Consider the following 13,413-nt stretch of genomic DNA (forward strand, 5'->3'; position numbering starts at 1 on the left):
ATCTTTAAAAAATGCAATTATTAGCGGTGATGAAATTCCACCTCTTTCTCTAGAATTTTGATATCGTAGTTGCCAAAGAAATCGTGACCTAGTAGTCCGATGCCTGCTTTGGGAGCGATCGCAACTCGAATATTATTAGCTATGACTCCACCAACTGCAATAGATTTTACTTTACCAGTTGAGAATTGTACTTGGCTACCATCAGCAATTTGAGCTTGCATTAAACCTGTAGATTCGAGTTTAAGTGTACTCGCCATACTTTGAGTAATAAGAGTACCAGTTGCACCTGTATCTACAATCATCTCAAAGGATTGTTTGTCATTGAACGTGACATCAATTATAGGAGTTCCACCAAGACGGCGTTTAATCGGAATCCGAAAAACTTTATTGTTGTTGTTTGAGGGCGGCGTTATCGTTATACCACCACAAAGGTTTGCCAATCCTACTGTTTTACCAGAGGTGGTAATCATAAAACATGCTCCTGGATCTTCAGCTATTGCCCGTTGGGGTAATGGCAAGAATATCAAAGTTGGCATTACAGCTATTAAAGTTACATTAATGGTTTTAAACCAATATCTTAAAGCATTTTTCATATTATTTTGATTCTCCGAATTTGTATATAAATGTTGATAAATAATGTGTTCTATTTGGCTTAATAAACTAACGCTTGTTTATAAATTTTCATTTTTTTTACTAACTTTGGATATTTGTATAAAACAAAATTGTATCCTACTAAATACATAGTACATATAAACACTAATATTAAATTAAAGTTTAAGTAAAGACATGATAAAACTACTTAGACTACATGAAAACATGACAAACTAAGAAGTTAGATAATGGAAATTTAAAGATATATCTAGAGATTTGTTAACTCATTCAAGATTAGCTATTGCATGTATAGCAGTGGCGATCGCATTGTTCACAGCAATATCTTTCTTTGACAAAATCACATTTTCAGCAAAGGTGCGCTGAGCAACTACACCGCAAACAGCGGCAGCGGCAAAATTATATACACCAGCCATTTTAAACAGCGTGCCGCATTCCATTTCGTAATTCAAAACATTCAAGCGCCGATACTCTTCTGTAATGCCATGCAGCGATCGCATTAAATTTGGGTTTGCTGAATTGCTCCGTTCTTGTCCTTCATAAAAAGTATCCACTGATGCCGTAATTCCTACATAATGCTCAATCTCTAATTCTCGTGCTGCTTTAATTAAGGCAACTGTAAGAAACGGCTCAGCTGCGGCTGGATACTCCACAGGTGCAATGTCATTTGCTGCACCTTGGCGACACAATGCCGCACTACTAATTACAATGCTACCAACAGTTACATAAGGTTGAATTGAGCCGCAAGTGCCAATACGAATAATTTGTCGGATTCCAACTTGTACTAATTCATTGACTACAATACTTAGTGAAGGCGCACCCATACCACTGGTAGCAGATAAGATGCTACGACCATTTGATAAGTTTCCCACATAACTATTGAGTCCCCGATTCTCTGACAATAAGCGCACATCCTGAAAATAAGTTTGAGCAATTAAACACGCACGTTCAGGATCGCCAGATAATAAAGCAATCCTAGGAGCAGATGCACCTAAATCATCTTGTCCAAAGCCAATATGATATAAGCTTTTATTAGTCATAAGGTGAGAAAAATTACTTTAACTTTGTCTAGCAATAATTCACCGTGTAATCCGTTTATTCTTAAAATAACTATGATTATATATTTATGACTACCGAGCAATGACAGTTTTATAACAATAGTTATAATTTTGGATTAAATAGTAAAATAACTATTTGTATCTGCAACGTAAAAAGTTTAACTTTCTCAATTATGTCTTTATGAAAATTTAGAAACTTATGTCTTAATAAACAATATAAAGAGAAACTCAAGTAAAGCAAGAGCAATATATTTAAACCATTCGTAAGACAGATGGCATAAACCATAATTAAACTTAAACTCTTAAATATAAAACAAAGGGCGGAATGAATTTAGGGTGCAACTGTACCAATGATAGAGATTGATGATTGCAGAGTGAGAGTTTTATTTCTTGCTCTGTATTTATTTATAGGTTTTGCTTTGTTGAATTATATAAAGTAGCAGATAAAAATATAATTTTAAATTTAAAATTGGGAATTAGTAATAATTACTAGTTCCCAATTCGTGATAATTACGTTTTATTCGGCACTTTAGAGTTAACAGCCATTATCCAAAAGCTACAAAAGGATACTTAAGTACCGTAAAAAAGTTCAAAATTTCTAAATTTCCGCACCTGCTTTAGGTTCAGCACCCATTGGCGCAACATAATCACGGAAAAGAGTAATTTGCTGCTCAAAAGGTATGACTTGAATTTTGTTAAATAATGCTTCCGCTTCTAAAGGTAGTTGATAATCAGAGGGAACAGGAATAATAGTACCATTATCCATCCCTTGAGACAGTCGATACCAAAACAGCAGCTTGGTGGTATCACCCAAAGAGCCGTATTGACGAGAAAGTTGGCTGTCTGCTTTATTAATTAAGTCACGTTGAAGTTGCAGTTGTTCTTCGTGAGATAATTCCTTAACTTGATTAAATAAACCTTCGGCAATTTCTGGTGAAGCAGTACTTGCGCCAGGAGCAGCAGGTGTAATTGAGCTACCCATTTCTTTGTAAATAAACCAAAATAATGCGAGCTGTTGATCAACATCCAATTTTTGCCAAGCTTGAACATGTTCGCGAATAGTTGGATCGCCAGTTTGGGTGTATGTCATTATCAACTCCGATTGCAATTAATATCTATTAGCAATAACAATATCAAATGTATATTTGGCGTTTTACCTTGCTGAAGGTAGATATGTATCTAAATCAAAGAGAATAACAATTAAAAATAGAATATCAATCGAGCGGAGTGTAGTTCTGTATTAGAAATATTTGGAGTTAGATAAATATAATATAAAGTAAAAATTATGTTATATATGGTAAATTAAGGAACTTTGTTGTTCCCTTACCACCTAGCGAGAACATCTGTAACTTCAGGTTCCCAAACTTATAAATCGGAGTTCCAAGAGCAAAACTTGAAACTCCGAATGAAAACTCGAATTATACTTTTATCTAAATACGGTTCAGTTAAGGCTAAAATTATTTGTCCAATTCAATTTTTTAAAGGACAGAAGTTCCGCCAAAGCGTAGCGTCTCTTAGAGAAGGACACAGCGGAAAGTCTGAACGGAGCGCAAAGTCAGAGCGGAAGCTTTCTCCGCTCTGGACTTTGTAAGAAAAGCTTGCGACCATCAGAACCTTCCAAAACGAAGGACGCAAAGAGAAGAAAAAAATGCTTAACTAAACTTTATCCAAGTATCGGTAGGCGCTGAGACTCTTTTACTCCCGCCGATTTTGGTAATCTTCGGAAGACATTGGATCTAATTCCCAGCGAGAATCGTCCCGTTCTTCTAAAATATCGTTGGTGCGGAGAAATGCAGCATCATCCATTTCTAGACCGACTGCTGCTTCTATTTCTTCAGTTACATTTTGATCGGGAGTGGGAGCAGTACCACCAACAGCTTCATCCCCTACTGCATCTGCGTCTTCCCAATAAGCATCAGGATCACCACCGGTGAGTTCTGGACTGGTTTCTGTATACTCGCGTTTTTTGTCTCGTAGCGATCGCCCACCAACATTGTATCCTGGCAAGTCTTTCACACCAGTACCGTAGGACTCAGTAATTTCCTGCGGCAAATCATTGGTTTCAATTTCGTCATTATGATTTTTTTCTGCCATGATACTAGCCTTTTTCTGCATTCTTACAATAACGTTTTCCTGTCCCTAGGTTGTCCTACCGAAGATGTATAGCTTTAGAAATAAAAAAATCTATCCCCTTAGTACGAAGCTAAGCAAGTAGTTACAGCCTAAGATTGTAACTATGAATTCACAAGTCAAGTAACTTGTACTTGTCATAGTTAAAATTTTTAGTTGTGAGTTATAAGTTATTAACTTTATTGCCCAACCAAAGATTTTTAACTCATGATTTTTTTATCCAGCAACATTCAAGAAATTTAGCTAGTCTTTTTACTTATGGTTTTAACTACCTGAATGCTAAATAACCAAGATTAATATTGAGAAGCGGAGGTAGAAAGTGGAATACAACGAGTTTATTACACACGTACAAAGCCTTGCTCAATCAGATTCTCGTGAAGAGGCAGAACGTTCTACCCGTGCCACACTGGAAACCGTAAAAGAACGTATTCCTGTTGATAAAGCGCAGGACTTAGCTACCCAATTACCCCAAGAAATAGGCAAATATCTACAAGGAAAAGAGGAAGAATCAAATAAATATTTTAACTTGCAAGAGTTTATTACCCGTGCGAGTCAAAAAGAGAATATAGAACCTACTACAGCTGCAATTCATGTTCGGGCCGTATTTGCTGTATTGCAAAGTGCTGTCAAACCGGAAACATTTGCCGCTTTTCACAGCAATTTCTCTCACGATTACGAAGAGTTGTTTGCTACACCAACAAGCGAAGCATCTGCATAAGAAAAAATTTAAAATCCCCAACAAGTACTGCAAGCTAAGAGAAGAATCTTAGCTACTTAATATTTTAGCTAGTTAAAACCCAGGAAGAAACAGGTAATACCAATGACTCAGCATTCTCGTAAGCAAAAAGTTGCTATCCTCATTGAAAACGATGTAGAAGATGCAGAATTTACAGTTCCTTATAATGGGCTGAAACAAGCGGGGATAGAGGTTGTTGTACTCGGTGGGCGCATGAATGAAAAATATAAAGGTAAACGCGGTAAACTTAACATGCAGCCCGATGGCACAACAACAGAAGCGATCGCATCAGAATTCGATGCAGTAATCATTCCTGGTGGAATGGCTCCCGACAAAATGCGGCGGAATCCCAACACAGTCCGTTTTGTACAAGAGGCGATGCAGCAAGGAAAATTGATAGCTGCGGTTTGCCACGGGCCACAATTATTGATAGAAAGCGATTTGCTCAAAGGTAAGCAAGCTACTGGCTTTAGTGCTATTCGTAAAGACATCATCAATGCAGGTGCAAATTACATAGATGAGTCGCTAGTAGTTGATAGCAATTTGATTACCTCGCGTGAACCCGGAGACTTGCCAATTTTCACCACAGCTATTTTGAGCCGCTTGGGTTACGGTGGCAAAGATGCTGCACTACCAAATGAGCAAGATGCAAGCGCCGAATGGTGGAAACTAGCTGATGCTTGGGGTGGCTCAACTAAAGGCGATATCGCCAGAGGTTTGAATACTGCTCTTGCTGGTGAACGCTATTCATTAGAAGCTTTACAAAAATACGCTGAAAAAGAATCAGATGCAGAAGTGCGATCGCTCTTTCAAGAGATGATTACTAATAAGCAGCGTCACATTGAGAAGCTAGAAACTTATCTTCACAAACTAGGCGAGAAACCATCTTTAACCGCAAATATTGCCAATCAATATGCCAAAGTAAAAACTGCCTTAACAGGTAGTGATGACATATATCAGTTACGTTCCGCTTTAGGAGATGTACAAACGGGTATTGGTGATATTGGTAATTTGTGTGCAACCTACACTGACCCAGTAGCAACTGCTATTTTCAAACAAATTTATAACGATTTGAGGGAATACGAACAGCAATTGATAAAGCTGTATCAGGCGCGGATAGGTACTCAGACTAATCCTCCCCAGCCAACTACGGGTGCTGCTATGTCAATGTAAGAAGTCTTGAAGAGGCGCTGCACAACTAGAGATTTAAACTCACCTTTAGTTCCAAAGCTTACACAAAAGCTAGATTGATTGCATAACTGGGATTTAAAGAATACTTAGTAGTTTTGAACTGAAGAAGGTTCAGTTCAAAATTCCTCATCCTGTCTGCGCCCATCGTACCCTTTCAGGGAAGCAAGCTACATGCAGCGGCGACCATAAGAGAAGTTCAGATATCTACAGCAAGCTGCGCTAACGACGGAAACCGCCGCACCCTGCGGGTTCGCGTAGCGTTTCGTAGGAAAGCAAGCTACAAACTTCTCTGTGCGTGATATGAATCATTCTTGCCAAATTCTACCTAGAAATGCATACATAGCGTCTCTGCCGCTTGCATGAGAGGCAAAAACCCGAAATAGAAAAGAATTGATTGGGAGATAAAAAAGTGACTTCGACATCTGGAGATAATCCGAATATCAGTCAAAGTGAAGCTAGTGAAACCGAGCGCTGGGCATCTCTTATAGGCGGTGGGGCGCTGGTGTTAATGGGTTTAAGACAAGGCTCTTTACGGGGAGCGCTGACAGCTCTTGCTGGTGGGGGTTTGATTTATCAAGGTGCAACCAAACAAAGCACAATTCAGCAAGCACAAGAAGCAATGGGAGTAAACCAACCTATTAAAGTTGAAAAGACGGTAACAATCAATAAACCAGCAGATGAACTGTACCGCTTTTGGCACAACTTTGAGAATCTGCCCACATTTATGAAGCATCTCAAATCTGTGAAAGTTTATAACGAAAAACGTTCACACTGGATTGCTAACGCACCCTTGGGTAACAGTGTGGAATGGGATGCAGACATTCTGGAAGACCGGGAAAATGAATTTATTTCTTGGGCTTCTGTAGAAGGTGCAGATGTGGATAATTCTGGTTTTGTTCGCTTCCAAAAAGCATCAGGCGATCGCGGCACGGAAGTCAAGGTTGTCTTAGAGTATAATCCACCGGGTGGAGCGCTAGCATCTGTTGTTGCTAAACTTTTTGGTGAAGAACCAGAACAGCAAATTGGTGATGAATTACGTCGCTTCAAAATGTTAATGGAAGCAGGCGAAATCGCTACCACCGAAGGACAACCCTCTGGACATCAGTAGTGCTTTGTCCTTCGTTTGTCATTTGGATAAAGCGAATGACAAATCAAATCAAGATTTTTCAACATCAAAAAACAGCCGCATCAAAGTTGTGTTGAAACCACGAAATGGATAAGAGGTTAGTTGTGAGCATTTACTACTAGCTAATTACCAGGGTACATGTGATAAATCGGAGAGTTTTAATGAATCAAGTAAGTTCTTTGCTAAAAAACCTGCGTCAAATTCTGACAGTTTTTCTTGTGGCAATTACATTTTTTGCAGTCCAGGCTTTTGGCTATAGCACTACACTGCAAGCACATGCTGCTAACACTGTGACAACTCCAGAAGGTACTTATTACAAAGGAGTACCTGACAGTGATGTAAACGACCTGACCAACAAAGCAAATCGGGCAGCTGACAGAACTGGAAAAAGTGCAAAAAGCGCTGTTGATAATATTCGAGAAAAGCTCAACCTTGATGAGCCACTACCTCGAAGCACCAAAAACTTTTTACAGTCAACTAAAGAAAAAGCAGAGGATACTATTAAGCCAATAACTGGAAATAATGAGGGATATTACCAAGAGAAATAATCCCACATACTAAGGATGGAGTAACAGGGGAGTCTATTGAATATTCAAGGTTGAGCATAACTCTTGAGTATTCTTGACTCCCCCTTCCTTCATAATTGACCGAGAATTTAATTAGGTAAAGCCTGCGGCATAGCTACGCTGAGAGCGCAGCAGGGCGTAGCCCCAGAGTGAATTACAAATTAACGTGACTAAGGAATAATAATCATGAAAGCAGTTTGCTGGCATGGATCTAACGATGTACGGGTTGAAACAGTTCCAGATCCAAAAATTATCAACCCACGTGATGCCATTGTTAAAATTACTTCTACAGCAATTTGCGGCTCGGATTTGCATATTTATAACGGCTATATCCCCACAATGGAGAAGGGCGATATTCTTGGCCATGAATTCATGGGGGAGGTCGTTGAAGTTGGGAGTGCAGTCAAAAATGTGAACATAGGCGATCGCGTCGTTGTTCCCTTTACAATATCCTGTGGCAGCTGCTTTTTTTGCAATCGGGATTTATGGTCACTGTGCGACAACTCTAACCCCAATGCTTGGATGGTAGAAAAGCAAATGGGCTATTCACCATCAGGTCTATTTGGCTACTCTCATTTATTCGGCGGTTACGCTGGTGGTCAAGCAGAGTATGCACGAGTGCCCTTTGCAGATGTCGGCTTGTTCAAAATCCCTGATGGTTTAACGGATGAGCAAGTACTATTTTTAACCGATATTTTCCCAACCGGCTATATGGCAGCCGAGAACTGCAACATCCAACCCGGTGATATAGTCGCGGTTTGGGGCTGTGGCCCAGTTGGGCAATTCGCCATCAAAAGTGCATATCTGCTAGGTGCAGAACGCGTTATCGCTTTTGACCGCGTTCCCGAACGCTTGCAAATGGCTAAAGAATACGGCAAAGCTGAAGTTCTCAACTACGAAGAAGTAGATGTTGGCGAAGCACTCAAAGAAATGACCGGCGGTCGTGGCCCTGATGCGTGCATTGATGCAGTGGGAATGGAGGCACACGGCACAGATTTTATGGCATTGTACGACCAAGTAAAGCAAGCAGTGCGTCTAGAAACAGACCGCCCCACGGCATTACGACAAGTAATTGTATCTTGTAGGAAAGGTGGTCACGTATCAATTCCAGGTGTATATGGTGGTTTTGTAGACAAAGTGCCAATGGGTGCGGCGATGAACAAGGGATTAACCATGAAAATGGGACAAACTCATGTCCACAAATATTTACGACCCTTACTAGAACACATCCAAAACGGTGAAATAGATCCAACCTTCATCATTACTCACACATTACCTCTAGAACAAGCGCCTCACGGGTACGAAATTTTTAAGCACAAAAAAGATAACTGCATCAAAGTTGTACTCAAACCATAAATTCTTATTTCTTCTCTGCGTTCGCGTAGCGTGTCGTAGACAGACGCTCCACGAATGTGTCCTTTGCGGTTGTTTTTTCATGATTTTGCGTAAGTTCTGAAAATAAGTCAGCAAACCACGATAAAGCATTCCCAGACTGATGGGAACGATAAACTCCTTACTCTAACCATTCCATGTTTGACTCTCTCAAATCCGAGCTTACGCGCCGGACTCTGTTGTACAAAGCAGGTTTTGGATTAATAACTGTCAGCACCTTTGGTACGATAGGAACAATTTTAAAACCGACTCGTACCTTAGCTCAAGCAGGGCCAGCACCTACAAAAGAACCATCTCTACCTCCCGAAAAAAAGTTAGGATGGGCGGTTGTTGGTTTGGGAAAATTTGCTACAGAACAGATTATGCCGTCCTTTGGCGAATGTAAGCGTTCAAAGTTGGTAGCGTTAGTAAGTGGCGATCGCACCAAAGCCGAGCGTTTAGCCCAGCAATACGGTGTTAACCAAAAAAACATTTACAACTACCAAAACTATGACACCATCCGCGATAACCCAGAGGTAGATGTTATTTATATCATTTTGCCCAACGGGTTACATGCAGAATACAGCATTCGCGGAGCGCAAGCTGGCAAGCACATCATGTGTGAAAAGCCAATGGCGAACACTGTAGAAGAATGCCAAGCGATGATTGCAGCTGCCAAAAAAAGCGATCGCAAGTTAATGATCGCTTACCGTGCTCAGTATGAACCATACAACCTCGCCGCGATCGAATTGGCACAAAGCGGCAAACTCGGCAAATTGAAAGCCATAACCTCTGACCACGGGCGCAACCTCGATCCTAAAGACCCAGCAGATCGCTGGCGTGCCAACAAAAAACTAGCTGGCGGCGGTTCCCTTTATGATATTGGGATTTACAGCTTGCAAGCGGCGCGGTACATCACAGGCGAAGAACCACAAGAAATTAGCGCCATGAGCTACAGCACCCCTGGCGACCCCAGGTTTCGGGAAGTAGAGGAAAATGTCAACTTTGTTTTGCGTTTCCCGAGTGGTGTCCTAGCTAACTGCACCTCCAGTTACGGCTACTCAGATACCAAGCGCCTCCAAGTTTTCGGCTCTGACGCAGTTTTAGAGTTAGACCCGGCGACCGACTACTACCAACATCGGCTGATAATCAAGCGAAAGAATAGTAACGAAGAACAAAATATTCAGGAAAAAAACCAATTCGCCCTAGAGATGGATCATTTATCCGAGTCCATCATGGCAAACAAACAGCCCAAAACTCCTGGCGAGGAAGGTTTGCAAGATGTCAGATTGATGCAGCTAATTTATGAAGCAGCTCGCACTGGCAAAACAATCAAAGTTTAGATAAACCATTGTAGAGACGTTGCATTGCAACGTCTCTCATACCCAAGTCAAAAAGGTAAAAAATTATGTCTGATAAAACCGTTATCAAAGTAGACTCTACCCATTCCCCTAAAGGTAAACTTGGTCAGAAGTATCTTGCTTCAGGTAAATCTCTTGCTATGCGTCTTTGGGAAGACGAGCAACCAAGTGAAGCCAAAGAACCAACCGCGCGAGAATATGAAACTGTGGGTTATGTAATTAATGGACGTGCAGAGTTGCATATTGAAGGGCAAACGATTTTACTAGAACCTGGGAGTTCCTGGGTAGTACCAAAAGGAGCATCGCACACATACAAAATTTTGGAACCATTCACCGCAGTTGAGGCAACTAGTCCACCTGCTCAAGTCCACGGGCGAGATGAAAGCTGATTTGTAGTTGTCTGAAATCTTCAGGAACGAGAAAGCTGATAGTAGGGTGGGCATTATAATGCCCACCCTACAAGCTACTCTTTGAGTTGTCCGTACCTGACGACGAAGCAAATTCACAGTTACTAGACTAGTAGTCTGCCAAGGAAACTTTGCATGGTGATAGGCTGAGGAAGCTGGAGAGGCTGGGGGAGAAAAAGCATTATTGAAAAAGAATTCTTTCTCCCCCTGCTCCCCCTGCTGCACCTCTCCCCCTGCTTTGCCTACACGGCAAAATTGGGTTGGTGAACTACTAGAGCCTGGTTATATTCTTAAAAGAAAGTAAAGCCTTCTGAAATCCATTCCCAGACAGAACTAGAAACAAATAAATCTCAGTCAAAATACTTATTTAAAAGTATTTTTTTTATCTGACTAGAGGCTGATGAAGATAAAACATTTGGTTAGTTTCCTAGATAAGTAAAGGCAACACAAATATCAGATAAAAGTTTGGCAACAGTTTGATTTTGTGTCAGCGCTATCTGCCATTAACGAGGAATTCAAATGTTTTATCACAATAAAAGACTACAGTATTTTACGCCACCTGAAAAGCCAGATCCAGTCTACGCAAAGAAAATGCAAGAACTCATCGGCGGCAGCTTTGGTGAAATGACCGTGATGATGCAATATCTGTTTCAGGGCTGGAACTGTCGAGGCCCTGCCAAGTACCGCGATATGTTGCTCGACATTGGTACTGAGGAAATAGGTCACGTCGAAATGCTAGCCACGATGATCGCCCATCTGCTGGATAAAGCACCGATCAAAGATCAAGAAGACGGTGCAAAAGATGCGGTTGTGGGTGCGGTGATGGGCGGTAGTAACCCACGGGATGTAATTATGGCAGCAGCTATGAACCCGCAACACGCCATTGTTTCCGGTTTGGGTGCAATGCCAGCCGATAGCGTTGGGTTCCCGTGGAACGGTCGTTTCATCGTCGCTAGTGGTAATCTCTTGGCAGACTTTCGTTCTAATCTTCATGCTGAATCTCAAGGTCTGATGCAGGCTGTACGGTTGTATGAAATGACAGACGATCCAGGAGTGAAAGACCACCTCAGTTTTATGATCGCCCGCGACACTATGCATCAAAACCAGTGGCTAGCGGCGATTGAAGACCTGAAAAGTGAAGGGTTTGAGGACGTAGTTGTTCCCAGTGTTGCACACGAATATGGGAAGAACGAGTTTGCCTATCAGTTCTGGAATAATTCCGAGGGTGAGGAAAGTGCCCAAGGGCGCTGGGCAAAAGGCCCTTCAATGGATGGTAAAGGTGAATTCCAGTATGTTGCAAATCCCCAACCACTGGGGCCAGAACCGAATCCACCCCAGCCCGATCCCCGTCTGCATGGTACGCCGAAAGACCCACAGGCACAAGGTAACGGCTCTAGTGCACCAACTGTGATTCAGCGCAAGACTATCAGCAGCTAAACAACAAGATACCCGACTTCTTAGAGAAGTCGGGTATCTGAGTCTAAGAAGTAGGTAGGCGTAAGTTGGTAGAATTAGGCGGTAATTAAGAATACTAGGAATTTTCTTACAAGATTCCCCTAATTCTCTATGACTAATCAACTATTAATAGCAGTTACTTTCATTAGTTTTCTTGCCTTAATTATCTTCGTAGGAATTTACTCTGCAAGCCATAAGCAAAACACAACTGCTGATTACTTACTGGCGAGTCGAGGGGTACATCCCTGGTTAACAGCACTATCAGCCATGTCAACAGGTCAGAGTGGCTTATTATTTTTGGGTCAAGTTGGTTTTGCCTACAAGATCGGAATCTCTGCTATTTGGTTAGTTATTGGTTGGGCAATTGGAGACTATATTGCTTGGTGGTTTTTTTTCAAGCGGTTAAGACAAATTTCTGAGGAAAAATCATCTGATACTGTCTCTGCTTTTTTAGCTCAAAATACTTCAGGCGATCGCTGGATTTCTATTGTCTCAGCTATCATTATTATTGCTTTTCTTGGTTCTTATGCTGCATCACAACTTGTCGCCGGCAGTAAAGCACTTAATGTAGTGTTCGGTTGGGACTACTACTGGGGAATTGTGCTTGGCGCGATCATGGTCGTCATTTACTGTTTTTCTGGAGGCGTCCGTGCTGAAATCTGGACAGATGCAGTACAAGGGATCATCATGATTGGTTCGTTGCTGCTGCTGTTGATTGTTGCAGTTGTCAACTCTGGGGGATTAGGAGAAATTTGGACAAAACTGGCAGCTATTGATGCACAACTAGTTAATTTGAGTCCGACAAATCTCCCTCTAGGCTTTTTGCCCTTTTTATTTGGTTGGATAGTCGCTGGGTTTGGTGTAGTCGGTCAACCTCACATATTGACACGGGCAATGGCGATTGACTCGGCTGAAAATGTAAATCATGCTCTCAATATCAAAACTACTTGTGGTCTAGTTAATTCTTTTTCTGCTATTGGTATTGGCTTGACAGCACGAGTAGTTTTACCAGAATTGATGACTGGGGGCGATCCAGAGTTGGCTTTGCCCTATTTAGCACAAGAGTTTCTACCTGCTGTCTTTGTGGGACTGATGCTAGCAGGAGTGTTTGCTGCTACGATGTCTACCGCAGATTCTCAAATTCTCTGTTGTTCAGCAGCGATCACACAAGATATTTTTCCTCAGTTTGCTAATTCTTACAAACTGGCAAAGTTAGGAACTTTGACTGTGGCAATGATAGTTTTAAGTATTGCCTTAGCAGGTGATAGTAATGTATGGCTTTGTTGCATGAAACGGAAAAAAGATAAACTTCACTCAATAGAAGGGCGAATTAATTTTCCACTTTGTAGCTAACTGGTTTACCTAAATGAATCATGCGATTGAGCGCAGCACACTGCAAGAAT

General features: G+C 41.4%; 13 protein-coding genes. 9 read left to right on the forward strand and 4 right to left on the reverse strand.

All coding sequences use genetic code 11. The features are described from left to right. Positions 1-20 precede the first annotated feature (20 nt). The 4 genes from FNW02_RS31660 to FNW02_RS31675 form a co-directional block, all read right to left on the reverse strand. Entirely contained in the window at positions 21-593 is a 573-nt protein-coding gene (locus FNW02_RS31660) for a retropepsin-like aspartic protease family protein (protein WP_191761405.1), read from the reverse strand. Between the two features lie 282 nt (positions 594-875). Next, a complete protein-coding gene (locus FNW02_RS31665; RefSeq protein WP_191761406.1) occupies positions 876-1,649 on the reverse strand; it encodes a nucleoside phosphorylase in 774 nt (257 codons plus the stop codon). A 616-nt stretch (positions 1,650-2,265) separates the two neighbouring features. After that, positions 2,266-2,757: an orange carotenoid protein N-terminal domain-containing protein gene (locus FNW02_RS31670; RefSeq protein WP_191761407.1), complete on the reverse strand. Its 492-nt coding sequence runs from the start codon at positions 2,755-2,757 to the stop codon at positions 2,266-2,268. 605 nt (positions 2,758-3,362) lie between these two features. Continuing rightward, positions 3,363-3,761 (reverse strand): DUF6335 family protein, encoded by a 399-nt coding sequence (locus tag FNW02_RS31675; RefSeq protein WP_191761408.1) that lies wholly within the window; start codon positions 3,759-3,761, stop codon positions 3,363-3,365. Positions 3,762-4,116: 355 nt separating this feature from the next. On the opposite strand from FNW02_RS31675, the gene FNW02_RS31680 reads away from it, so the two are divergent. From FNW02_RS31680 to FNW02_RS31720, 9 genes are all read left to right on the forward strand, one after another. Then, on the forward strand, positions 4,117-4,515 hold the full coding sequence (locus tag FNW02_RS31680) for a DUF2267 domain-containing protein (RefSeq protein ID WP_191761409.1): 399 nt from the start codon (positions 4,117-4,119) through the stop codon (positions 4,513-4,515). 102 nt (positions 4,516-4,617) lie between these two features. Further along, complete coding sequence (locus FNW02_RS31685) at positions 4,618-5,706, forward strand: DJ-1/PfpI/YhbO family deglycase/protease (protein ID WP_191761410.1); 1,089 nt, start codon at positions 4,618-4,620, stop codon at positions 5,704-5,706. Between the two features lie 427 nt (positions 5,707-6,133). Continuing rightward, entirely contained in the window at positions 6,134-6,832 is a 699-nt protein-coding gene (locus FNW02_RS31690) for an SRPBCC family protein (protein WP_191761411.1), read from the forward strand. A 179-nt stretch (positions 6,833-7,011) separates the two neighbouring features. Beyond that, complete coding sequence (locus FNW02_RS31695) at positions 7,012-7,398, forward strand: hypothetical protein (protein WP_191761412.1); 387 nt, start codon at positions 7,012-7,014, stop codon at positions 7,396-7,398. A gap of 204 nt (positions 7,399-7,602) precedes the next feature. Further along, positions 7,603-8,772 (forward strand): zinc-dependent alcohol dehydrogenase, encoded by a 1,170-nt coding sequence (locus FNW02_RS31700; RefSeq protein WP_191761413.1) that lies wholly within the window; start codon positions 7,603-7,605, stop codon positions 8,770-8,772. A gap of 173 nt (positions 8,773-8,945) precedes the next feature. After that, positions 8,946-10,130, forward strand: a complete 1,185-nt coding sequence (locus tag FNW02_RS31705) for a Gfo/Idh/MocA family protein (RefSeq protein ID WP_191761414.1) — start codon at positions 8,946-8,948, stop codon at positions 10,128-10,130. 65 nt (positions 10,131-10,195) lie between these two features. Further along, positions 10,196-10,537, forward strand: a complete 342-nt coding sequence (locus tag FNW02_RS31710) for a cupin domain-containing protein (RefSeq protein WP_191761415.1) — start codon at positions 10,196-10,198, stop codon at positions 10,535-10,537. A gap of 537 nt (positions 10,538-11,074) precedes the next feature. Next, positions 11,075-11,992 (forward strand): manganese catalase, encoded by a 918-nt coding sequence (locus FNW02_RS31715; RefSeq protein WP_191761416.1) that lies wholly within the window; start codon positions 11,075-11,077, stop codon positions 11,990-11,992. A gap of 129 nt (positions 11,993-12,121) precedes the next feature. Further along, the gene (locus FNW02_RS31720; RefSeq protein WP_225226043.1) at positions 12,122-13,363 is read left to right on the forward strand and encodes a sodium/proline symporter; all 1,242 of its coding nucleotides are present in this window, start codon (positions 12,122-12,124) and stop codon (positions 13,361-13,363) included. Positions 13,364-13,413 lie beyond the last annotated feature (50 nt).

The organism is Komarekiella delphini-convector SJRDD-AB1, assembly GCF_014831675.1.
Classification (GTDB): Bacteria; Cyanobacteriota; Cyanobacteriia; order Cyanobacteriales; family Nostocaceae; genus Komarekiella.